The sequence below is a fragment of the Borborobacter xinjiangensis genome (assembly GCF_047739745.1).
GTDB lineage: Bacteria > Pseudomonadota > Alphaproteobacteria > Rhizobiales > Rhizobiaceae > Pseudaminobacter.
In genome coordinates this window covers 172,425-194,377 of the sequence record NZ_JBLLVA010000005.1, presented here as the reverse complement: position 1 = coordinate 194,377, position 21,953 = coordinate 172,425, and the positions used below count along the sequence as shown (strand labels likewise).

Here is a 21,953-nt window from a genome sequence, read left to right as displayed (position 1 = left end):
CAGAGGCATCGCGCGGAACGGTATAGACCTGATAGGTCGCCGCAGGATCCTTTCCCCATGCTAATCGATCCCTACGGCATGCCTGGTGCAGCGAGGCCGCTGATGTCCGGGCGCTCGGCAAGCAGCTTCTCGATCGCTTCGAGAGGGACGTGGCCTTTCAAGGAAGTAGCCTTCTATGGCTGCGGCATAGCAGCCCTCCATTTCAGCGGGAGCACGAACCTGCTTGCGGATCTGCGAAAAGGTCTTCAAGATCCACCGTCTTCTAACCGGAAACTCGGTTAAAGAATTACCCGATTTGCGAGCCGCCGCCTACCATCCCGCCTGGGCACCTCTCTTGTGGTGGGGAGCAGCCCGGCACGAGGCTACGTACACGTAACTCGGACAAGCCATGGGAGCCGCATAGCAAGCCGCTCCCCTAAGGCAGTCACGTGCCTGTGCCAGCGCGCACAGAGGGCAACTACCGCACTTACCCTAAGGCTCACCTCAACCGGCTGAGCTTCATCCGGAGGACGCTTGACCTCGGCTTTCCCGTGACCAGATCTGCGCGCTGGCTCGAGATCAGAGCGATGTCGACACCCTCGACAGGCTTAAAAGAGCCGTACACTTCGGCAGAGCGGTCGGCCGCATGACACTGGTCGGCGAGCGCAGGCATGCCGAGCATGCCATGGAGTCCAGTTTCCCCGAGCGCTTCGATTGGATGGCGGTGTCCTCGGCAAAGCCCGCCAGATAGAAACGGCCGCACATGCGCACCAGCTCCTCAGCATAGGTGTCGAAGACTTCGACCAGGGACAGCCAGCCGCCCCTTCCCTGCAGCCGAATGACACCGCCGACTGGCGCGACCCGTCTGGGTCCGGCAGCAGTTCCACGAAGGTGCGGGCTCTCGCACAAGCCCATCGGGTCAACGCACAAGAGCCCTGATGGTCACATCGTTGGCGGACGAGATGACGAAGAGCACCAGCGTGAGCAAAACACCGATGGCGCTGCCGTCACTGGCCAGACCGCGAAAGGCCGAAAGGTCACAATGCCCATTAGCGTCAAAAGGTCAGTCGCGGGGGTCAAACGGACAAGTGCGTCGTAACGAGATCAGAAACATCATTGTCGTGCGCGAAAATACGCCGAGGTCTTTCGCGCAAGGGTCCACGTTCTCGGTTGTCAAAGCCTGGCACCTGCGCTAATAGACATTTTAACATTCATAGGATTGTTGAAATATGCAAGAGCGACAGGCGCTTATCGCGTTCGGGGCATTGGCCCAGGAAACCCGTCTCCGGATCGTCCGTCTGCTGGTCAAAGCGGGCCCGGGCGGCCTGGCTGCCGGCGCGGTCGCCGGGGCTGCAGGCGTAACCCCCTCCAATGTGTCGTTCCATCTCAAGGAACTCGAACGCGGTGGGTTGGTCACAGCCCGCCGTGATTCCCGTTCTATTGTCTATTCGGCCGAATTCGACGGTCTCAGCGGGCTCATCCGGTTCCTGATGGAGGATTGCTGTTCCGGCAGACCGGAGATCTGCGCGCCTGCGCTTGCTTCCTCTTGCTCCACTCCCGACACGAAGGAGATTGTCCAGTGAACAACCGTGTCTACAACGTACTGTTTTTGTGTACGGGCAATTCCGCCCGCTCAATCCTTGCGGAAGGTATCCTGCGCAAGGAAGGTTCGGGGCGTTTCAATGCCTTTTCGGCAGGCAGTCTGCCAAAGGGCACGGTGAATCCCGTCGCGCTGAAGGTTCTTGCCGCGCTCGACTACCCCTCAGAGGGCTTCCGGTCGAAAGCCTGGGACGAGTTCGCCGTGCCTGGTGCGCCGGAAATGGACTTCGTCTTCACCGTCTGTGACGATGCGGCGGGGGAAGCCTGTCCAGTCTGGCCAGGGCAGCCGATGACCGCGCATTGGGGCATCGAAGACCCTTCGAATGTCGAGGGCACCGACATCGAAAATGAGCGGGCTTTCTCGCAAGCCGCCCGCTTCATGAAAAACCGGATCATGGCGTTCCTCAGCCTGCCCCTCGCCTCGATCGACCGCATGGCCGTCAATCACCATTTGCAGCTGATCGGCCAGATGGACGGAACGACTTCGAAGAACACGGACGCAGCCTGAAATCATGTCGACTTTTGAACGCTATCTGACCCTGTGGGTCGCCCTGTGCATTGTAGTCGGAATCTCGCTTGGCCATCTGATGCCCGGAGTCTTCCAGGCAATCGGTGCGGCGGAAATCGCCAAGGTCAACATTCCCGTCGCGGCTTTGATCTGGCTGATGATTATTCCGATGCTGCTGAAGATAGACTTCGCGGCCTTGGGCGAGGTCGGCCGCCATTGGCGTGGCATAGGAGTGACCCTGTTCATCAACTGGGCAATCAAGCCGTTTTCGATGGCGCTGCTCGGCTGGCTGTTCATCGGCTGGCTGTTCCGGCCATATCTGCCAGAGGCACAGATCGAATCCTATATCGCAGGCCTCATCATCCTTGCCGCGGCTCCCTGTACGGCCATGGTGTTCGTCTGGTCGAACCTGACCAAAGGCGAGCCTCACTTCACGTTGAGCCAGGTGGCGCTCAACGATGCTATCATGGTCGTCGCCTTCGCGCCGATCGTCGGCCTGCTGCTCGGCCTGTCGGCCATCACGGTTCCATGGGACACTTTGATCCTCTCGGTGATCCTCTACATCGTGGTTCCCGTCATCATCGCTCAATTGGTCCGACGTCGGCTGTTGGCGTCGGGCGGTGATGCCGCACTCAACGGCTTTCTGAAAATTGTGCAGCCCCTGTCTCTCGTCGCGCTTCTGGCAACGCTGGTCCTGCTGTTCGGCTTTCAGGGCGAACAAATCATCGCCCAGCCCATGATCATCGCACTGCTGGCAGTCCCGATTCTGATCCAGGTCTATTTCAACTCGGGGCTCGCCTATTTGCTCAACCGTCTCTCGGGCGAGCAACATTGCGTCGCGGGACCCTCAGCGCTTATCGGCGCATCGAACTTCTTCGAACTGGCCGTGGCAGCCGCCATCAGCCTGTTCGGCTTCAGCTCAGGTGCGGCTCTTGCCACCGTCGTCGGCGTTCTGGTCGAGGTTCCGGTCATGCTTTCGGTGGTCTGGATCGTCAACCGCAGCAAGGGCTGGTACGAACGCGGAGCCGCGGTCGCCGATGCCAGGAAACTAGAAAGGGCGGTCTGATGGACATCACCATCTATCACAATCCCGACTGCGGCACGTCGCGCAACACGCTGGCACTGATCCGCAATGCAGGGATCGAGCCGACAATTATCGAGTATCTGAAGACACCGCCTGCGCGCCCTGTCCTCGAGGACCTGATCGCCAAAGCGGGTCTGACCGTGCGCGAGGCGATCCGAAATAAGGGAACGCCTTATGCCCACCTTGGCCTGGATGACCCGGCGCTGACCGACGACGATTTGCTCGACGTCATGCTGCAGCACCCGATCCTGATCAACCGTCCGTTCGTCGTGACGCCTTGGGGCGTACGGCTGAGCCGTCCGTCGGAGGCCGTCCTGGATATCCTTCCCCTCCCGCAAAAGGGCCCGTTCGCCAAGGAGGATGGTGAGCTTGTGATTGATGCCGAAGGAAACCGTATTGTCTGACCTGCCCAACGTTTTGGAAGAAGCCCTCCGGCTGCCTGACCCGGATCAGTTGGCCAAGCGTTTTTCCACGCACAAGCCGCGCATACTGCTTCTGTATGGCTCGCTTCGTCAGCGTTCCTACAGCCGCTTTCTGTCACAAGAGGCGGCACGCCTGCTGGAACACTTCGGTGCCGAAACCCGGATCTACGACCCGACAGGTCTTCCCCTCCCCGACGGAGCACCGACCGACCATCCAAAGGTGCAGGAACTGCGGGAATTGTCTCTCTGGTCCGAAGGCCAGGTCTGGTGCAGCCCCGAACGCCACGGGGCGATGAGCGGCATCATGAAATCCCAGATCGACTGGATTCCGCTTGCTGTCGGATCAATCAGGCCCACCCAAGGCCGCACGCTTGCCGTCATGCAGGTCTCGGGCGGATCACAAAGCTTCAATGCGGTGAACCAGATGCGGATCCTCGGCCGTTGGATGCGCATGATCACCATTCCAAACCAGTCTTCCGTCGCCAAGGCCTACCAGGAGTTCGATGAGGCCGGCCGTATGAAACCTTCATCCTATTACGACCGTGTCGTTGACGTGATGGAGGAACTCATGAAGTTCACGGTTCTGACAAGGGACGTTTCCGGCTATCTCACCAGCCGCTACAGCGAACGCAAGGAAGATACGGAAAAGGTTGAATCGAGGGTCAAGCTGAAAGCCATCTGATCCCCATCAACGGCAACTGCAAACCTTCACCGTGATACGAGCAGATCAGTAAGGATAGGCATAACTTGGAAGTGACAATATTCTCCTGAGAAAGGTCTCGGCAATGGATAGCGACGAATAAGGTTCGGTTTCTTTCGGAAGCACGAGGGACTTCAATCCGCATCGGTAATCGCTTGTCTTCGGTCCTGGATGCCCTTCACAAGGCTGGACGCGTCCGCCATAGCTCGGCGGCTTCATGCGTCGATGGGTCTGCTTCGCTGACCTTGGTGTTCTCCGTTCGCTGGTTGAAACCCGCTAGCCATGACAGGCAGGTTGTGCCCCTAGCCGCCGAACCCTACGATCGGTTCTCGATATCGAGATTCGATTGAGAGGAGCGCTTTTGGGAAAGTCGAAAAATGGAGCATCAAGAGCTTCTGTCAGGATTCATACGGCTCCACGTCCTGCATCACACGGCCGAGGGCGATCTGTATGGACAGTGGATGATCGAGGAGTTGGCGCAAAAGGATCCGGGAGCTATTTCGTGAAGTCCTCCACGGAAGCAGTGACGGTTGACGAGGCAGCACCACGTGGTTCGGCGGGCGAGGTCTTTCGCGCTTTCCTGAAACTCGGACTGACATCGTTCGGCGGTCCGATCGCGCATCTCGGCTATTTCCGTGACGAGTTGGTCACGCGCCGCAAATGGACCGACGAAGCCGGTTATGCCGATCTTGTTGCCCTCTGCCAATTCCTGCCCGGTCCCGCCAGCAGCCAGGTCGGATTTGCTCTTGGCCTGCTTCGCGGCGGTCCCCTCGGCGCGTTCGCCGCATGGGCGGCGTTCACCCTGCCATCCGCTCTGCTTCTCCTGCTGTTCGCCTTCGGCGCGGCGGCGTTTGAGGGGCCGCTGGGCGCAGGCCTAATACATGGCCTCAAAATAGTCGCCGTCGCCGTCGTGGCACAGGCGGTTTGGGGCATGGCTCGAGCGCTCGCGCCCGACAGGGAGCGGGCAAGCATCGCGCTTGCCGCTGTTTTGATCGTAATACTTCCTGCCGGTCCGATCGGGCAGATCTCGGCTATCGTCATAGGGGGGCTTGCCGGTCTTTGGCTGTGCCGGAGAGGTCCCGCTCCGACAACAGGCCATCTGACTTTTGCGGTTCCGAAGCGCGTCGGGATCGCCGCGCTCGCGCTGTTTTTCCTGCTCTTGTTCTTGCTGCCGGTTATCTCGGCCGCGCTCTCATCGCAGGGACTGGCGCTGTTCGACTCCTTTTACCGGGCAGGCTCGCTTGTGTTCGGAGGCGGTCACGTCGTGCTGCCGCTGCTTGAGGCGGAAGTGGTCCGGCCCGGGTGGGTCAGCGAGGACGCTTTCCTTGCCGGATACGGCGCGGCGCAGGCCGTGCCGGGACCGCTCTTCACCTTCGCCGCCTATCTCGGCGCGGTCATGAGGCCGGAGCCGGACGGCATAGCCGGGGCTGCGATCGGTCTTGTCGCGATCTTCCTGCCCGGTTTCCTGCTGCTGATCGGCGCGCTTCCCTTCTGGGATGCTTTCCGCGCACGGCCGCTCGCGCAGGCCGCCATGCGCGGAGCGAACGCGGCCGTGGTCGGCATTCTAGGCGCGGCACTCTATGATCCCGTTTGGACAAGCGCGATTCTCAGCCCCTATGATTTTGCGCTCGCGCTCACCGGGTTCGTGCTGCTCACGGTCTGGAGAGCGCCGCCCTGGTCGGTGGTTGCCCTGCTGGCAGCGAGCGGTATTGGCCTGAACCTGCTATGACCTCCGCAGATCGGATGCGGCAGATTCGGTCAAGTAGTGCGATCCTGCGAGCAGCCACGGGAGCCGGAAATGTTGGAAACGGGTCAGATATGGGCCGACTGGCTCAAATCGCACGGCTATCGTAAGCCCAATGCAGAAGTGCTTGACGCTGGCGGCGGGACCAGCTGTCACCGGGCTCGCAGTAGCGCCGGACCTGCGCCACGTGGCGTCGCATGGCTTTCCATCGATCGATTTGGCGCTCGTCTTCGCCTGGGAGTCTGTGGCCATGGAAATAGCGGCAATACCATTGGAACCATCCGCGCGGATCGTCCGGATGGATCCAGCCCTTGGCACGCCAGACACTAAGAGGCTGACTGGCATCAACGCCGATAGTTCAGTGAGGAATCGCGGCCGCCCGGCAACAGACGCGCATGCCGGAACCAGCTTTCCGGGAATTCGTCCCGGCAGTCGGTCATGTACTTGCCGCCGAACACGCCTATAGCGAGCGTCGCCTCAAGCGTACGTTCAGGATGGAATTCCGGATGCAAATCACCTCCCACAGGGGCTGTGAGACGGTAGCGGTAGCCCTGCTGCATCCGGTCGTTTACTTTTATCCAGCGGTCGGAAAAGCGTGTGCTCCTGCCTAGGATGGGATGGCGCTGTTACGCCGCCAGACCGAAAGGTTGAGCAACAAGGCGAAGCTCACCCAGCAAAGATAGGGCACAAGCAAGGCGGCTGCTGCGGTATGTATCGGATAGAACAGGATGATCGTCGCGACGATCGACAGCCACAAGAACACCATCTCGGCCAATGCCCACCCAATTCGATGAAGGCCGAAAACGATCGGCGACCAGGCGGCATTCAGCAGCAATTGAATGCCGTATACTGATAACGGCAACTCCGCGCCTCCAAACCCGGCTTCCTGCCAGACCAGCCAGCCGGCCAAAGCGATCGTCAAATACAGAAACGTCCAGACCGGGCCAAACAACCAGTCGGGAGGCCTCCAGGATGGCTTGTTCAGCCGCTGGTACCATTCGCCAGGTCGGAAAGCGATGCCGCCGATGCCGGCTGCGAATGACGCAACCCCGAAACCAAGTAATGCCAGCAAAGAAGCCATACCTCTCGTCACACTGAGGAGAGATCGCCGGATGAGCGACCCCTCCTCGTGCTGCCTCTAGCGTGGATGCCCTGCGGCAGTCTGGTTCGATCCCATCGCGGAGACAAGCGGCATGATCTGCCACGCTGCCGATAGCCCCACGACGACATAGACGATACGTGTGAGGACCGACCCCGTTCCAGATATCGCGGCAACGAGGTCGAAACCGAGCAGGCCTACAAGGCCCCAATTCAGTCCTCCAACAATAACCAGCGTCAAGGTCACGACATTCAAGATTCTCATGACATTCTCCCGTTCCAGTCCTCAGGCCAGGACGCAGCTTCTGCCCGCCAGCCGGCCAGGTCAGCTAGCCTTGCGGCGGCATGATCACCTTGTCGATGACGTGGATAACGCCGTTGGTCGCACCAATATCGGTCGCAATCACACTGGCATCGTTGACTTTGACCGAACCCCCATCGACCTGGACATCGATTGACTTACCACTGACGGACTTGGCCTCATCGAGTTTCGTGACGTCGGATGCCATCACCTTGCCCGGTACAACATGGTAGGTGAGCACATCGACAAGCTTCTGCTTGTTTTCGGGCTTCAGCAGCTCTTCGACCGCCCCGGCAGGCAGCTTGGCAAAGGCATCATCGGTCGGTGCGAACACCGTAAAGGGTCCGTCACCTTTGAGGGTAGAAACCAATCCTGCGGCATCGAGCGCTGCCGCCAGGGTCTTGAACTGGCCAGCACCGACAGCAGTATCGACGATATCCTTTTCAGCAGCGTGTGCGGGCGTGCTGAGCACGGCAAGGGAAAACACAGCCGCAGTGAATGCTTGTTTCAGTCCCATCGTCCTTCTCCTTTGGTTAACACTGCTCGCCTCCTTGGGCGGCAACATTTCATATGGCGTGAAAGCCTTCTCGTACCAGTAAAAATATCGTGACATGAAAACAGATTATCTTGACAGTTGAAACAGTGCCTGCCATTTGTCCTTGCAGGAAAAGGAGTTGAATCCTTGCTGTCCGACACCCTCACAGACGAGCTCGAACGCTATCGGATCGGTCCTCGCATCAAGGCACTTCGCCTGAAGAAAAAGATGGGATTGGTTCAACTGGGCGCGCACACCGGCTTATCGTCGGCGATGCTGTCCAAGATCGAGCGGGGGCAGCTTTTTCCCACGCTGCCGACCCTGCTTCGGATTGCGCTGGTCTTCGGTGTCGATCTGGATCACTTCTTCAGCAAGGAAGGGCCGCAAATGGCGGTGACCAGAAGGGGACAGCGCCTGAGGCTGCCGGTTCCGGCAGCAGGAGAGGTTCCGGCCTATTTGTTTGAAAGCCTTAACTACCCGATTGCTGACCGACGCATGGACGCATACTTCGCGGAGTTCACGGGGCCTGAAAAGCCGTCAAAGCCGCACCAGCACGGAAGCGCCGAGTTCATTTATGTTCTGAGCGGTCGGTTGAAAGTAAATGTCGATGGTGAAGAAGTGTCGCTCGATGTGGGGGATGCGATGTTTTTCGATTCGAACGTTCCGCATAGCTACTGTCGGGGGATTAACGGAAACTGCTCGGCAATCGTCGTAACAGCCCCATGATAAGGGCCCTTGCAGCGGCCGCGAGCGTGCGAAATGATCAACAACCTTGCCCTTGGAACCGTAATGATAACGCTGACGGTTCTCGTCCACACCTTCGGATTGATGGCAGTGACCAAGGTAATGGCCCGAATGGTTGCCCGCTTCAGAATGCATGGCCATCGCAGCAGGGTGATCGCGATGATCAGTATCGTTATGGGGCTGTTCGTCGTGCTGGCCGTTGAGATATGGCTTTGGGCCGCCTGCTATCTGGCAATCAATCTGCTGCCTGACCTTGAGACCGCGCTTTATTTTTCCATTGTGACCTTCTCGACCATCGGCTATGGCGACATCGTTCCAGGCCATGAGTGGCGTGTGCTAGCTGCTCTTGAAGGAATCAACGGCTTCCTGTTCATAGGCTGGTCCACTGCCTATCTCGTCGCCGCCGGAACCAGAGTTGGTCCTTTCAGATCCGGCGAACACTTTTGATGATGTATCCTGTGCCAAGCGCAAACTTGCCCGCGTGCTGCTAGAGCATTTTACAGCCAAGTAGGATCACTTGGCATCGCACATATGCGGCAAAAAAACAGATAGAGTGGCAAGCCGGATTCATTCCGGGCATTCGCTGCTCCAGCAAGGAACCAGACGCGGGGCTCGAGCGAACGCATCGACAATCCGCTCGCCATTCTAAAAGCCGACATCGGCAACTGGTGGACGAAAGTTCCGGAAACCCGTACGCGGGCAATCGCACCATGCGTCAAACTTTCCAAAGGGCTGCGTCCGTCTGCACGTCGGCTCGGTCTTGTAGGGGTGTCCAGGAACCTCGACATAGCGCGTAGTTTCTGCGCAACCGACTATGGCGACAACGAGGGCCAAGGCGACGAATGCTCTCATCTCATTCATCCGATAATTGTCCTTGCCCCGTTGCAACAGCATGTCACCATCGCTTGCTGGCGCAGTGTGCAAGATCAAAGGATTCCGCTATTCGCCCGCAGGACGGAATTTGCGCGACGTCGGGGCCAGTCCACGGCGCCTACACATAACAGCTTCTAAAACAGCCCGACGATGGTGCCACCTCACCGAGAGCCGGGGTGGATCGCCCACGCGCAAGACACTTGTTCTTCGCGCGTGACGGCAATCGGCTGATGGTCCGGACGTTGCATCTGGTGCGGTGCGCCAAGCTAGTATTTGACGCGCGTCAAGGCGAAACTGTCCGCACCGGCACACTCTCCTGGCAAATGGCCCGAACTGTGGGAGATCTGTCATGGCCGCCACCGATATCCCTTCTGCACCCGCAGCTTCTATTACGACCCCAAGCCAGACAAAGCTGCGCCTTGGCGCACTGACTGCGCTAGTCATTGGCTCGATGGTTGGCTCAGGCGTGTTCAGCCTGCCTCAGAACATGGCCGCCGGGGCTGGGCCGCTCGCCATCCTGATCGGTTGGGGCATCACCGCCGTCGGCATGTTGGCGCTCGTCTTCGTCTACCAGTCGCTCGCCGTCCGCAAGCCGAGGCTGGACGCTGGCCCCTACGCTTACGCCAAGGCCGGTTTCGGGCCGTTCATCGGCTTCAACAGCGCCTGGGGGTATTGGATCAGCGCCTGGGTCGGCAATGTCTCCTATGGGGTGATTGTTTTTTCCGCGCTGTCCTATTTCTACCCGGCGTTTGGCGACGGCAACACATGGCAGGCTGTGCTCGGTGCCTCGATCCTTCTGTGGCTCATCCACATCCTCATCTTGGCCGGCGTGCGCCAGGCCGCGATCGTCAATCTCGTGGTCACGATCGCGAAGATCGCACCCATCGTCTTGTTCATCGGCATCGTCGCCGTCGCCTTCAAGGTGGACATCTTCAACGCCGACTTCTCCGGCCTCCGCAATGCCAGCCTCGGCTCGATCATGACACAGGTCAAAAGCACCATGCTGGTGACGCTGTGGGTATTCATCGGCATCGAAGGCGCCAGCGTGTTCTCGGCCAGGGCGGAACGGCGCAACGATATCGCAACCGCAACTGTGCTCGGCTTCTTCACCTGCCTCGCGCTCTATGCGCTGGTCTCGCTTCTGTCGATCGGCATCATCAGTCAGCCGGAACTCGCCGGGTTGAAGAATCCGTCCATGGCAGGTGTCCTGGAAACGATCGTCGGCCCTTGGGGCGCTATCCTTATCAACCTGGCGCTCGTAGTCTCCGTCGTCGGCGCGTTCCTGAGCTGGACGCTGCTGGCCGCCGAGGTTCCCCACGTCGCCGGCAAGGACGGCACCATGCCGAAATTCTTCGCGCATGAGAGCGAACGCGGCGTGCCCTCCACGTCGCTGCTAGTCACCAATCTCCTGGTGCAGGCGTTCCTCATCGTCACGCTCTTCGCGCAGAGCACCTACCAGGCGCTGTTCTATATCGCCTCGGCGGCCATCCTGGTTCCCTACATCTTCTCCGGCGCCTATGCGGCCAAGCTCGCCATCACGGGCGAGAGCTATGGCGTTGGCGAGAGCCGCAACGGCGCGCTGCTCATGGGCTTCGTGGCTACCATCTACGGCCTCTGGCTCGTCTATGCCGCCGGCCTCTCCTACCTGTTCATGTGCGCGGTGCTCTACGCGCCCGGCATCGTCTTCTACATCTGGGCGCGGCGCGAAAACAGGGAGCGTGTCTTCCATCCGGTCGAGGCCGCCCTCGCCGCTGCTCTCGTCGCTGTCGGCCTCTATGCAGCCTACGAAATGTGGGTTGGCGCCGTCAGCGCGCTCTGACGCAGCTCGACTTTCCGAAAGGACGAGACATGACAGAGCTCGGCGTTCATTCCGAAACTGGCCGGTTGCGCGAGGTGATCGTGCACCGGCCCGACCTCAGCCTGCGCCGGCTCACCCCGGACAACTGCAAGGCGCTGCTGTTCGATGACGTGCTCTGGGTCAAGCGGGCGCGGCAGGAGCACGACATCTTTGTCGATGCGCTGCGCGAACGCCACGTGACGGTGCATTCCTTCGGCGAACTGCTGGCCGAGACGATGGCCGATGCTGAGGCGCGCGACTGGCTTCTCGATCGTCGAGTCGACGCTTCAGTCGTAGGCTATGACATGATGGACGAACTGCGCGGCTGGCTGGACGAGATTCCGGCGGACCGGCTTGCTTCTTTGATGGTGGGAGGCATCGCGCGGGCCGAACTGCCGTTCCAGCCGGCCGGCCTCACCGGAAAGACACTGCTGCCGCAGGATTTCGTGCTGTCGCCGCTGCCCAATCAGCTTTTCACTCGGGACAGTTCGTGCTGGATTTATCGCTCCGTCTCGATCAATGCCATGTACTGGTCGGCGCGCAAGCCGGAGGCGGCCAATGTCGAGGCCGTCTACCGCTTCCATCCCCGCTTCCGCGATACCGGCTTGCCCTTCGTCTCGCCGGACAACTCCGGTCCCGGCATCAGCCTGGAAGGTGGCGACGTCATGCCCATCGGCGGCGGCGTGGTTTTGGTCGGCATGGGCGAGCGCACAACGCCGCAGGCGGTCGGCGGGCTGGCCCGCAGCCTGTTCGCCGCTGCCGAGGCCACCCGCGTCATCGCCGCGCTGATGCCACGCGACCGCTCCTTCATGCATCTCGATACCGTGTTCACCTTCTGCGACCGCGACCTCGTGACCATGTATCCGCCGGTGGTCGAGCGGCTGCGCAGCTTCTCGCTGCGTCCTGGCGACGGCGAGGCGTCCGTCGACGTCGTCGAGGAGGGAAAGCCGTTCACCGAGGTCGTCAGGGAAGCACTCGGCCTGAAGGCGCTGCGAATCGTCGCCACGGGCGGCGACAGCTACCAGTCGGAGCGCGAGCAGTGGGACGACGGCAACAACGTCGTCGCCGTCGAGCCGGGCGTCGTCATCGGCTACGACCGCAACGTCTACACCAACACGCTTCTGCGCCGCGCCGGCATCGAGGTGATCACCGTCGAGGGTGCGGAACTGAGCCGCGGCCGGGGCGGCGGCCATTGCATGACCTGCCCGATCGCACGCGACCCACTCTGACCAAGGAGAGAACATATGCCCGTCAACCTGCATGGCCGCAACGTGCTGACGCTGGATGACTTCTCCGGCGCCGAGATCCGTTACCTGCTCAGGCTCGCCGCGGACCTGAAGGCGGCGAATAGGTCCGGCACGGAAATGCCGCGGCTGACCGCCAAGAACATCGCGCTGATCTTCGAGAAGGATTCCACCCGCACTCGCACCGGCTTCGAGGTGGCGGCCTACGACCAGGGCGCGCACGTCACCTATATCGGCCCCTCCGGCAGCCATATCGGCCACAAGGAATCGATGAAGGATACGGCGCGCGTGCTCGGGCGCATATATGATGCCATCGAATATCGCGGCTTCACCCAGCATCAGGTGGAACTGCTCGCTGCCTATGCCGGCGTGCCGGTCTATAACGGCTTGACCGATCTGGACCATCCCACGCAGATCCTGGCCGATTTCATGACCATGCGCGAGTTCACCCACAAGCACCTGTCCGACATGACGGTCGCTTTCGTCGGGGAAGGAAAGGACAACGTCGCCCAATCGCTCGCTATCGGTGCGGCGAAGGTCGGCATCGACATGCGCATCGCCTCTCCTCGGGGATTATGGCCAGAACAGGATTTCTGCACCCATGTAAAAGCGTTAGCGCAGCGCAACGACGGGCAGTTCAGGATAGATACCGATGTGGATGCCTGCGTTAAAGGGGCCGACTTCATCTATACCGATGTGTGGCTGTCCATGGGCGAGGACGAAAGCGCCTGGGGCGATCGCATCAATCTTCTTACGCCCTATCGGGTCACGCGCAAGCTGATGGCATCAACCGGCAATCCATACACCAAATTCATGCATTGCCTGCCGGCCTTCCATGACGCGGAAACGGAAATAGGCCAGCTGGTCGCCAGTGAATATGGCATCGACTGCATGGAGGTCGAGGACGCGGTGTTCGAGTCGGAAGCCTCCATCGTCTTCGACCAGGCCGAGAACCGCATGCACACGATCAAGGCGATCCTCGTCGCCACGATTGGCAGCTGAAGATGCGTATCGTCGTCGCCCTAGGCGGCAATGCGCTATTGAAGCGCGGCGAGCCGATGACGGCCGACAGCCAGCGCGCCAATATCCGACGCGCGGCCGAGGAGCTGGCCGAACTGGTAAAGGCCGGCCATTCGCTGGTAATAACGCATGGCAATGGGCCGCAGGTGGGGCTGCTCGCCCTGCAGGCGGCGGCAACGCCTGACACGCCCTTTCCGCTCGACGTGCTCGACGCCGAGACAGCCGGCATGATCGGCTACGTCATCGAGCAGGAGCTGCGCAACGTGGCGAAAGACCGGCTCTTCGCCACGCTGCTTACGCAGGTGCGGGTCGATCCGCGCGATCCGGCCTTTGCCAAACCGACCAAGCCGATCGGCCCTGTCTACGACGAAGCCACCGCCCGCCGGCTTTCGGCCGAGCGCGGCTGGACAGTCGCGCCCGATAACGGCAAATGGCGCCGCGTCGTGCCATCGCCAAGGCCGCTGGAAATCCTCGAGGCTGAAGTGCTTGCTTTCCTGGTCGAGCGCGGCGTCATTGTCATCTGCGTCGGCGGGGGCGGCATCCCCGTCGTCGCACTGGCAGACGGCAGCATTGCCGGCATCGAGGCCGTCATCGACAAGGACTTCGCCTCCTCGCTCCTGGCGCGACAGCTCGACGCCGACATGCTGCTCATGCTCACGGACATCGATGCGGTCTATCTCGACTGGGGAACCTCGCAGGCGCGGCCGGTCGGCCGCCTGCAGGCCAATGAAATCAATGCCGCACACTTCCCGGCCGGCTCGATGAGACCTAAGATTGAGGCAGCCATTATATTCACGACAGCTACCGGCAAACCGACCGCGATCGGCCGCCTGGAGGATGCGGCCGACATTGTCGCCGGCCGCAAGGGGACACGGATAGATCTGCCAGTTCCGTTGCCTTGACTGGCATCAAGGCACGTCGAGCCAAGGCACGCTCATGATCGACGATTATTGGCCAGGAGCCTGACCCATCATGGAGCGGGAACAAGTCTCGGCGGACTGCGCCTATTGGTCGGTTCCGGCGGAAACAGTCCTAGCCAGGCTAGGTTCCACCCAGTCGGGCCTCTCCTCCAGCGAGGCTCAAGTCAGGCTGCGCAAAGCCGGACCCAACCTCATCGGCCGCAAAGCCGACCCCTTCCCCATCGTCGCCTTCCTTCAGCAATTCCGGAGTCCCCTGGTCCTTATCCTGATTTTCGCTGCAATCGTGTCGGCCTTCGTCGGTGAAGGCAGCGAGGCGGTCATCATCGGGATCATTGTGCTGGCCAGTTGCGTGCTGTCTTTCACGCAGGAATACGGGGCTTCCAAAGCCATGCAGGCGCTGACCGCGCAAATTGCGCACAAGGCGGCAGTGCTGCGCGACGGGGAGGAAGCGAACGTGGCTGTCGGGGAGATCGTGCCCGGTGACGTGATCCGGCTGTCGGCCGGAAATCTGGTCCCGGCCGACGGCGTGCTCCTGGAGGCGCGCGATTTCAACGTGAGCGAAGCAGCGCTCACCGGCGAGACCTTCCCGGTCGTCAAGGCGCCGGGGATTTCAGCGGCGCAGGCCCAAGTTGGCCAGCGCGGGAATGCCGTCTTCACGGGCACTTCGGTCCGCAGCGGGACGGCGGCAATGGTTGCCGTTTGCACTGGCGAGCACACCGAATTTGCGGCGATCGCCGGGGCGATCGCCCATGCCGCGCCCGAGACGGAATTCGCTAGGGGCATCCGCCGCTTTGGATATTTGATGACGGAGATCATGCTGGTCATCGTCATCATCGTCTTCTTCGCCAACCTGCTTCTGCACCGCCCGGCCGTCGACTCGCTGCTGTTTTCGCTGGCGCTTGCCGTCGGCCTCACCCCCGAACTGCTGCCGGCCATAATCAGCGTCACCCTGGCGCGTGGCGCGCGCACGATGGCGGGGCGCGGTGTCATCGTGCGCCGGCTCGACGCGATCGAGAACCTCGGCAGCATGGACCTCCTGTGCACGGACAAGACGGGCACGCTGACCGAAGGCACGATCCGCCTCGATGGTTGGCGGGACGTGGGGGGCGCAGATTCTCCACGGGTCCGACAGTGGGCGCTGCTCAACGCGACGCTGCAATCGGGCATGGCCAACCCGTTGGACGAAGGGATTGCAGCCAGCAAGCGCCCCGACGAGGCCCTGTCCACCCATACCAAGGTCGACGAGATTCCTTACGACTTCATCCGCAAGCGACTGTCGGTCATCGTCCGGCAGAAAGATGCGGGTGACGACCTCCTGATCTGTAAGGGCGCTATCCAGAATGTCCTGGAGGCCTGTTCGTCCGTCCTCACAGGGACGGGTGAACAGCCGCTGGGCGAACGCGAAGCGCGGGCCATCGACGAGAAGGTGCGCGACTGGTGCATGCAGGGCTTTCGCGCGCTCGGCCTTGCCGTGCGCCATTTCCCGCAGCGCGACAGCTATCGGCGCGAAGACGAGGTGAACCTCGCCTTCGCCGGCTTTCTGCTGTTCCTCGATCCACCCAAGGCGGGCATGGCCGAGACGCTGAAGTCGCTGGCCCACCGGGGAATAAGGGTGAAGGTGATCTCCGGCGACAACCGCCACGTCGCGGCGCATCTGGCCGAGATCGTCGGCCTGCCCCACCGCAACATCCTCACAGGCACGGAACTGGCGAAACTGACGAAAGAGGCGCTGTTTGCACGCGCCGCCCACACCGACATCTTCGCCGAAGTCGACCCCAACCAGAAGGAACGCATCATCGCCGCACTGCGCCGGCGGGGCCATGTCGTCGGCTATCTCGGCGACGGAATAAACGATGCGCCCGCCCTGCACGAAGCCGACGTTGGAATTTCGGTCGATGGCGCTGTGGACGTCGCGCGCGAAGCAGCCGACATGATCCTGCTGCGGCGTGACCTGGACGTCCTCCTGCGTGGCATTGACGACGGGCGACGCACCTTTGCCAACACGATGAAATACATTGCCATCACCACCAGCGCCAATTTCGGCAATATGGTCTCCCTGGCGTTCGCATCGCTCGCGCTGCCGTTCCTGCCGCTGCTGGCACCGCAAATCCTGCTCAACAATTTCCTCTCAGACCTCCCGTCGCTTGCCATCGCCACCGACAATGTGGACGGAGATCTGGTGCGGACGCCGAGACGCTGGGACATCGGCTTCGTACGCCGTTTCATGATCGCCTTCGGCCTGGTCAGCTCGGCATTCGACTTTGCCACCTTCGCCTTCCTCATCCTCCTCGCCGAGGCCACCGCGCAGGTCTTCCAGACCGCCTGGTTCATGGAATCTCTCCTGACGGAGCTGGCCATCGTGCTGGTCGTGCGCACCCGAAAGCCGCTTTGCAAAAGCGCTCCCAGCGCGCTGCTTTCGTGGCTGACATTGGGGGTCGCTGTGCTGGCGATCGCCATTCCCTTTCTGCCGGGGGCGCACTGGTTCGGCTTCGTACCGCTGTCGACGCCGATCACGGCAGGACTTGCCGCCATCACCCTAGCCTACCTGGCAGCTTCGGAAGCGATGAAGGTCTGGTTTTTCGGGCGCGAGCGCCACTCGGGGAAGCGGCATCGCTATGGAAGAGCCGTAGGCCATCCTTGATACGCGTCAAGGCGAACGGCGTCGGTGCATGATGGACTGCCTTGGATCGCCCCCTTGGTTCTTTAGCTCCTGGAACGCACATGGTAACACTTGCGGAAAAGGTGGAATTCCTGAGTTCCCGGGCAGTTTTCCCCATGCGACGACCAATGTCGAGGTAAGGGAAACCCATATGTCTTGGGTGTTCCTCGCCGACGACCGCGTCTACAAGCTCAAGAAGCCGGTCAAATACCCTTTCCTCGATTTCAGCACGCTGGACCGCCGTCGCTTCTATTGCGAGGAGGAACTGCGCCTGAACCGCAGGCTCGCCAGCCAGACTTATCTCGCGGTCATCCCTCTACGCGTGGACCGGACAGGCCGCCTTGCGCTGAACGGCCACGGCCTGATCATTGACTGGCTTGTGGAAATGAAGCGGCTGCGCCATGCCGACATGCTGGATGTGCGGCTACGCGAAGGCCGCGTGTCGGAAGCGGACGTCCGCCGCATCGGCGAGCTTATGGCTCGCTTCTATATGGGCAGCACGCCCGAGGTCGCGGATGGAGGCCTTTATCTCAAGCATCTTGCCGACGAACAGGCAGTCAACCGGACCACCCTGCAACTGCCGGAACTCTGGGTGCGTGATGTTGCCAGTCCAGTACTCGATGCCGCCGACCGGGCACTTGGATCGATCGAACCGAAGATCAGGCGACGGATCGCGGATGGCCACATTGTCGAAGGCCATGGTGACCTGAGGCCGGAACACGTCAATCTCGGCGAGCCCGTCCAGATCATAGACTGCCTGGAATTCAGCCGTCCGATGCGCATCCTGGACCCTTATGACGAGGTCAATTATATCGGACTGGAATGTTCGGGTAGGTCGTGGATACGCGCCTTTCTCCTGAATACGTTGGCCGCGAGATTGGGGGGACGGCCAGACGGAGATCTTCTTGCATTCTACGGCGGCTTCCGGATGCTTCTAAGGGCACGTCTTTGCATGGCGCATTTGCTGGAAGCGCCGGTGCGTCAACCCGAGAAATGGAAGCCGCTCGCCCTGTCCTACATCGCATTGGCGAAGCACCAGCTCAGCTTTCCATACCGACCAGATCCGAGATCGACCCCGTTCGTATGAAGACGTCTGATCGCCTCGGCTATCAGCGATGCGCACGAGATCACCTCGAGCTTGACTTCATGGCCACCTGCAGCTTTCGTCGCGGACGCAAGGCTGTCGGAGACGACAATACGGTCTACAGCGCTTCCCGCCAGGAGAGCGTCGGAGCCGATGCCAAAGAGCCCGTGAGTGGCTATCGCATGAACTGCTTTCGCGCCGCGTGTACGACATGCATGGGCCGCCCTGAGCATAGTGCCGCCGGTGCTGATCATGTCATCGACAAGAAAGACCGCCCTGCCGTCCACGTCGCCCGAGAAGAGGTCGCCTGACACGACGCCGCGACTGCGGCGCTTCTCCATGAAGCCAAATCCGACCTCCCCTCCAGCCTCGGCTTCGTAGCATTGCCGGAGCAGCTCCGCTCGCTTTATGCCGCCACCGTCGGGAGAAAAGATCACGACCGGCTGGCCCTGAGCCAACTTCCGGATTGCCGGACAAAAGAGCTTGCGCGCATCCAGGTGGACTGTCCGGCAGCGGAACGCGTTTTGGAACGCTACGAAATTGTGCACCTGCAGCGCCGCCACGCAGTCGATGCCGACCGCCTCGAAGAGTTGCGCAACATAACGAGTCGTCACCGGGTCGCGTTCCTTTGTCTGCCGGTCCTTGCGGGCGTAAGCGAGATAGGGGACAATCGCCGTTACGCGGGCGGCGCCGTTCTCCCGGCAGGTGGCGATGAAGAACAGGAGCTTGACGAGTTTGTCATTGGCAGACGCGCCAGGGTCACCGGCGAGACTATGGACGATATAGACGTCCTCACCGCGCACGCTTACCAGCGGCCGGGCCTTATGCTCACCGTCCTCGAAGTCGCGTTCCTCATGCGGGTCGAGCCCCATACTCATGGCACCCGCAACCGCGATGCCAAGGCTGTCACTCCCCTTCAAAGCGAATAGACGCATTGATACCTCAATTCCCACCGCGGACCTCCGGCAAGCCTGCGGTCCGCGCACGTCCTTACATTGCCAAATCCGACCCGATCGGTTGCGTCGGCTTTTCTTCGGGAATCTCCGTCATGGTCGCTTCAGTGAGAAGAAGCGTACTGGCGACCGACACCGCATTTTCCAGAGCCACGCGCACGACCTTGGTCGGATCGATGATGCCTGCCTCGACCAGATCGACATATTGCTTGCGCCCCGCATCGAAGCCAAAATTGCCTTTGCCTTCCAGCATTTTCGCGACCACCACCCCACCATCGACGGCGGAATTTTCCGCGATCTGACCCACCGGGGTCTCGAGGGCCCGTCTCAGGATCTGCACGCCGGTACGCTCGTCGCCTTCAACGAGCTTCTCCTCCTTCTCGACAGCCGCAATGCAGCGCAGCAGCGCCAGTCCGCCGCCTGGCACGATTCCTTCGGCGACCGCCGCCTTGGTGGCGCTGATCGCATCATCTAACGCCTCTTTCCTCGACTTCATTTCAGATTCGGTCGGCGCGCCGACCTTGACCACCGCAACGCCTCCGGCCAGCTTCGCAAGCCGTTCCCTGAGCTTCTCGCGGTCGTAATCGCTGGTCGTATTCTCGATCTCCCGCCTGATCTGCTCGATTCTTGCCTTGATCGCCGTGCTGTCTCCAGCCCCACCCACAATCGTCGTGTTCTCCTTGTCGCACACAACACGCCTGGCGCGGCCGAGCTGTTCCATCGTCACGTTCTCCAGCTTGATGCCCAGTTCCTCGGAAATGACCTGTGCTCCGGTCAAAATAGCAATGTCCTGGAGCATGGCCTTGCGCCTGTCACCGAACCCGGGGGCCTTGACCGCGCAGCTCTTCAGCGTCCCGCGGATGTGGTTGACAATCAGGGTGGCGAGCGCTTCCCCCTCCACCTCCTCGGCCACGATGAGCAGAGGGGCGCCCGACTTGGCAACCGCTTCGAGCAGCTTGACCAAATCGTTCAGCGAACTGATCTTGCGATCGACGACCAACACAAGCGCGTCCTCCAGCACGGCTTCCATCTTGTCCATGTCGCTCACGAAATAGGGTGACAGGAAGCCCCGGTCGAACTGCATGCCCTCGACCACGTCAAGAACCGTCTCGGTGGTCTTGGCTTCCTCCACCATGATGACGCCCTCGTCACCGACTTTCTCCATCGCTGTCCCGATCAGGTCACCGATGCCAGCATCGTTATGCGCCGAGATTGTCGCGACCTGCTCTTTCTCCCGCCGCGTCTGAACGGGCTTGGAGATCGCTTTCAGCGCCTCGACCGCGCGTTTCGCAGCCCGGTCGAGCCCACGCTTGATGTCGATCGCGCTGGCACCCGCCACGACATTGCGCACTCCGTCGGCGAACATCGCGTGGGCGAGGATTGTCGATGTGCTGGTGCCGTCCCCGACCATATCCCCCGTCTTCTCCGCCGCTTGCCTCAGCATCCGCGCCCCGAGATTTTCCTCCGGATCCTTGAGATCGAACTCCTTTGCAATGGTGACGCCATCGTTGCAGACGATCGGCGTGCCCCATTTCCTCTCGATCAGCACTGATTTCGAGCGTGGCCCGAGCGTGACCCGCACGGCATCGGCAAGCTGCGCACAGCCCCGCAAAATCTTCTCACGGGCTTCGGAACGGAACAGCACCTGTTTGTGAGCCATTTCATCGACCTCTTGAACGTCCGGAAGCTGCCCGGTCGCCAGACCGTTCCAACTGCGAATGTCATTCTGCCATCACGTTGCGTCGTTGGGATTGATGCGGATCAACTGCGCCGTGCCCCGGATTTGATGTCCATCAATGCCGTTAAGAATTGGCTGCCCCATTGTTTTCAAATGGATGATCTTGATCTCGTTACCCTTGCTGCGCGACTGGCTGACCAAGCCGGGGCCGAGATTCTTGCGATCCGCGCACGCGGCTACACGGTTTCTGAAAAGCTAGACCGATCTCCTGTGACGGACGCCGATCTCATCTCACAGCGAACCATTCTCAACGGATTAAGAACCCGGACACCTGACATCCCGGCCATCGCCGAGGAATCCACCACGAACCGAGCCGAACCGATTCCGAGCGTCTTCTGGTTGGTCGATCCATTAGACGGCACTCGGGAATTCGCAGCCAACCTCGATGAGTTCGTCGTCAATATCGGCCTCGTTCGAGACCATGAGGTGGTATTGGGAGCTGTTGCTGCACCTGCTCGACATGAAGTGTTCACCGGCGTCGTCGGACGAGGTGCATGGAAACGTACAGGCGGGACGGACATGCCCATTCAAGTCCGAGACGTTCCTCGAGAGGGGCCTATCGCCTTGGTCAGTCGGCATGATGCGAATGATCAGCGCCTCCCGTCGATGCTCGCCAGGTACGAGGTCGCTGAAACGGTCAGGATGGGTTCCGGGCTGAAATTCTGTCGGATAGCAGAGGGGAAGGCGGATCTGTATGTCCGGCCGGGCCGTACAATGGAGTGGGACACCGCCGCGCCTCACGCCATCCTTCAAGCAGCTGGCGGCACTGTGCTCACAACAGAGGGCAAGCAGCTCGTCTACGGCAAGCCCAACTGGGAAAATCCCTCCTTTGTCTGCGCGGGCGCACAGTCTGGCCGGAGTAGGGACCAGGATCGTGATCCGGCCCTTGCTGGTGATCGAGAATGAAGGAG

At 61.0% G+C, this 21,953-nt stretch carries 22 protein-coding genes and 1 pseudogene; 16 read left to right on the top strand and 7 right to left on the bottom strand.

The genetic code is table 11. The features are described 5' to 3' along the window. Positions 1–71 precede the first annotated feature (71 nt). Complete coding sequence (locus ACLKMW_RS08885; protein ID WP_415724084.1) at positions 72–161, bottom strand: DUF411 domain-containing protein; 90 nt, start codon at positions 159–161, stop codon at positions 72–74. 267 nt (positions 162–428) lie between these two features. Here ACLKMW_RS08885 and ACLKMW_RS26555 point away from each other — a divergent pair, with 267 nt between their 5' ends. The 7 genes from ACLKMW_RS26555 to chrA all read left to right on the top strand — a co-directional run bounded on the left by ACLKMW_RS26555 (position 429) and on the right by chrA (position 6,021). Then, positions 429–629, top strand: a complete 201-nt coding sequence (locus ACLKMW_RS26555; protein WP_458575169.1) for a MerR family transcriptional regulator — start codon at positions 429–431, stop codon at positions 627–629. A 579-nt stretch (positions 630–1,208) separates the two neighbouring features. Beyond that, entirely contained in the window at positions 1,209–1,562 is a 354-nt protein-coding gene (locus ACLKMW_RS08875; protein ID WP_415724083.1) for an ArsR/SmtB family transcription factor, read from the top strand. Next, the gene (locus ACLKMW_RS08870; RefSeq protein WP_415724082.1) at positions 1,559–2,086 is read left to right on the top strand and encodes an arsenate reductase ArsC; all 528 of its coding nucleotides are present in this window, start codon (positions 1,559–1,561) and stop codon (positions 2,084–2,086) included. The genes ACLKMW_RS08875 and ACLKMW_RS08870 overlap by 4 nt, the downstream gene beginning before the upstream one ends. Positions 2,087–2,090: 4 nt before the next feature. Then, entirely contained in the window at positions 2,091–3,152 is a 1,062-nt protein-coding gene (gene arsB, locus ACLKMW_RS08865; RefSeq protein WP_415724081.1) for an ACR3 family arsenite efflux transporter, read from the top strand. Then, the gene (arsC, locus tag ACLKMW_RS08860) at positions 3,152–3,574 is read left to right on the top strand and encodes an arsenate reductase (glutaredoxin) (protein ID WP_415724080.1); all 423 of its coding nucleotides are present in this window, start codon (positions 3,152–3,154) and stop codon (positions 3,572–3,574) included. The genes arsB and arsC overlap by 1 nt, the downstream gene beginning before the upstream one ends. Continuing rightward, on the top strand, positions 3,549–4,274 hold the full coding sequence (arsH, locus tag ACLKMW_RS08855) for an arsenical resistance protein ArsH (protein WP_415724079.1): 726 nt from the start codon (positions 3,549–3,551) through the stop codon (positions 4,272–4,274). The genes arsC and arsH overlap by 26 nt, the downstream gene beginning before the upstream one ends. Before the next feature lie 520 nt (positions 4,275–4,794). Continuing rightward, entirely contained in the window at positions 4,795–6,021 is a 1,227-nt protein-coding gene (gene chrA / locus ACLKMW_RS08845; protein ID WP_415724078.1) for a chromate efflux transporter, read from the top strand. A 103-nt stretch (positions 6,022–6,124) separates the two neighbouring features. Here chrA and ACLKMW_RS08840 read toward each other — a convergent pair. The 4 genes and pseudogenes from ACLKMW_RS08840 to ACLKMW_RS08825 form a co-directional block, all read right to left on the bottom strand. Next, positions 6,125–6,596, bottom strand: a pseudogene (locus ACLKMW_RS08840) (hypothetical protein). Between the two features lie 47 nt (positions 6,597–6,643). Next, positions 6,644–7,117 carry a TspO/MBR family protein gene (locus ACLKMW_RS08835; protein WP_415724077.1) on the bottom strand — a complete coding sequence of 158 codons (474 nt, stop codon included), beginning with the start codon at positions 7,115–7,117 and terminating at the stop codon, positions 6,644–6,646. 57 nt (positions 7,118–7,174) lie between these two features. After that, a complete protein-coding gene (locus ACLKMW_RS08830; RefSeq protein WP_415724076.1) occupies positions 7,175–7,399 on the bottom strand; it encodes a DUF378 domain-containing protein in 225 nt (74 codons plus the stop codon). A 64-nt stretch (positions 7,400–7,463) separates the two neighbouring features. Continuing rightward, a complete protein-coding gene (locus tag ACLKMW_RS08825) occupies positions 7,464–7,952 on the bottom strand; it encodes a fasciclin domain-containing protein (protein ID WP_415724075.1) in 489 nt (162 codons plus the stop codon). A 165-nt stretch (positions 7,953–8,117) separates the two neighbouring features. On the opposite strand from ACLKMW_RS08825, the gene ACLKMW_RS08820 reads away from it, so the two are divergent. From ACLKMW_RS08820 to ACLKMW_RS08785, 8 genes are all read left to right on the top strand, one after another. After that, complete coding sequence (locus ACLKMW_RS08820; protein ID WP_415724074.1) at positions 8,118–8,696, top strand: helix-turn-helix domain-containing protein; 579 nt, start codon at positions 8,118–8,120, stop codon at positions 8,694–8,696. A gap of 33 nt (positions 8,697–8,729) precedes the next feature. Further along, on the top strand, positions 8,730–9,161 hold the full coding sequence (locus ACLKMW_RS08815; protein ID WP_415724073.1) for a potassium channel family protein: 432 nt from the start codon (positions 8,730–8,732) through the stop codon (positions 9,159–9,161). A gap of 775 nt (positions 9,162–9,936) precedes the next feature. Further along, positions 9,937–11,406, top strand: a complete 1,470-nt coding sequence (gene arcD, locus ACLKMW_RS08810; RefSeq protein WP_415724072.1) for an arginine-ornithine antiporter — start codon at positions 9,937–9,939, stop codon at positions 11,404–11,406. Positions 11,407–11,435: 29 nt separating this feature from the next. Continuing rightward, the gene (locus tag ACLKMW_RS08805) at positions 11,436–12,653 is read left to right on the top strand and encodes an arginine deiminase (RefSeq protein ID WP_415724071.1); all 1,218 of its coding nucleotides are present in this window, start codon (positions 11,436–11,438) and stop codon (positions 12,651–12,653) included. Between the two features lie 15 nt (positions 12,654–12,668). Beyond that, positions 12,669–13,670 (top strand): ornithine carbamoyltransferase, encoded by a 1,002-nt coding sequence (argF, locus tag ACLKMW_RS08800; RefSeq protein ID WP_415724070.1) that lies wholly within the window; start codon positions 12,669–12,671, stop codon positions 13,668–13,670. A 2-nt stretch (positions 13,671–13,672) separates the two neighbouring features. Next, a complete protein-coding gene (gene arcC / locus ACLKMW_RS08795; protein WP_415724068.1) occupies positions 13,673–14,590 on the top strand; it encodes a carbamate kinase in 918 nt (305 codons plus the stop codon). Between the two features lie 70 nt (positions 14,591–14,660). Further along, complete coding sequence (gene mgtA, locus ACLKMW_RS08790) at positions 14,661–17,249, top strand: magnesium-translocating P-type ATPase (RefSeq protein WP_415724066.1); 2,589 nt, start codon at positions 14,661–14,663, stop codon at positions 17,247–17,249. A 169-nt stretch (positions 17,250–17,418) separates the two neighbouring features. Further along, positions 17,419–18,354, top strand: coding sequence for a hypothetical protein (locus tag ACLKMW_RS08785; RefSeq protein WP_415724065.1), 936 nt, complete (start codon positions 17,419–17,421; stop codon positions 18,352–18,354). Here ACLKMW_RS08785 and ACLKMW_RS08780 read toward each other — a convergent pair. Further along, positions 18,282–19,286: a ribose-phosphate diphosphokinase gene (locus ACLKMW_RS08780; protein ID WP_415724063.1), complete on the bottom strand. Its 1,005-nt coding sequence runs from the start codon at positions 19,284–19,286 to the stop codon at positions 18,282–18,284. The two genes, ACLKMW_RS08785 and ACLKMW_RS08780, sit on opposite strands and share 73 nt — an antisense overlap. A 55-nt stretch (positions 19,287–19,341) precedes the next feature. After that, complete coding sequence (gene groL / locus ACLKMW_RS08775) at positions 19,342–20,964, bottom strand: chaperonin GroEL (RefSeq protein ID WP_415724061.1); 1,623 nt, start codon at positions 20,962–20,964, stop codon at positions 19,342–19,344. Here groL and cysQ point away from each other — a divergent pair. Continuing rightward, on the top strand, positions 20,956–21,948 hold the full coding sequence (gene cysQ, locus ACLKMW_RS08770) for a 3'(2'),5'-bisphosphate nucleotidase CysQ (RefSeq protein WP_415724059.1): 993 nt from the start codon (positions 20,956–20,958) through the stop codon (positions 21,946–21,948). The genes groL and cysQ overlap by 9 nt on opposite strands. Positions 21,949–21,953 lie beyond the last annotated feature (5 nt).

Bases quoted from the DNA above. Each gene is read 5' to 3' on its own strand.
- arsH (WP_415724079.1), top strand. From the start codon at position 3,549: ATGCCGAAGGAAACCGTATTGTCTGACCTGCCCAACGTTTTGGAAGAA.
- ACLKMW_RS08805 (WP_415724071.1), top strand. From the start codon at position 11,436: ATGACAGAGCTCGGCGTTCATTCCGAAACTGGCCGGTTGCGCGAGGTG.
- arsC (WP_415724080.1), top strand. From the start codon at position 3,152: ATGGACATCACCATCTATCACAATCCCGACTGCGGCACGTCGCGCAAC.
- argF (WP_415724070.1), top strand. From the start codon at position 12,669: ATGCCCGTCAACCTGCATGGCCGCAACGTGCTGACGCTGGATGACTTC.
- ACLKMW_RS08785 (WP_415724065.1), top strand. From the start codon at position 17,419: ATGTCTTGGGTGTTCCTCGCCGACGACCGCGTCTACAAGCTCAAGAAG.
- arsB (WP_415724081.1), top strand. From the start codon at position 2,091: ATGTCGACTTTTGAACGCTATCTGACCCTGTGGGTCGCCCTGTGCATT.
- ACLKMW_RS08875 (WP_415724083.1), top strand. From the start codon at position 1,209: ATGCAAGAGCGACAGGCGCTTATCGCGTTCGGGGCATTGGCCCAGGAA.
- ACLKMW_RS08830 (WP_415724076.1), bottom strand. From the start codon at position 7,399: ATGAGAATCTTGAATGTCGTGACCTTGACGCTGGTTATTGTTGGAGGA.
- ACLKMW_RS08825 (WP_415724075.1), bottom strand. From the start codon at position 7,952: ATGGGACTGAAACAAGCATTCACTGCGGCTGTGTTTTCCCTTGCCGTG.
- mgtA (WP_415724066.1), top strand. From the start codon at position 14,661: ATGGAGCGGGAACAAGTCTCGGCGGACTGCGCCTATTGGTCGGTTCCG.
- groL (WP_415724061.1), bottom strand. From the start codon at position 20,964: ATGGCTCACAAACAGGTGCTGTTCCGTTCCGAAGCCCGTGAGAAGATT.
- ACLKMW_RS08815 (WP_415724073.1), top strand. From the start codon at position 8,730: ATGATCAACAACCTTGCCCTTGGAACCGTAATGATAACGCTGACGGTT.
- ACLKMW_RS08780 (WP_415724063.1), bottom strand. From the start codon at position 19,286: ATGCGTCTATTCGCTTTGAAGGGGAGTGACAGCCTTGGCATCGCGGTT.
- arcD (WP_415724072.1), top strand. From the start codon at position 9,937: ATGGCCGCCACCGATATCCCTTCTGCACCCGCAGCTTCTATTACGACC.
- ACLKMW_RS08835 (WP_415724077.1), bottom strand. From the start codon at position 7,117: ATGGCTTCTTTGCTGGCATTACTTGGTTTCGGGGTTGCGTCATTCGCA.
- arcC (WP_415724068.1), top strand. From the start codon at position 13,673: ATGCGTATCGTCGTCGCCCTAGGCGGCAATGCGCTATTGAAGCGCGGC.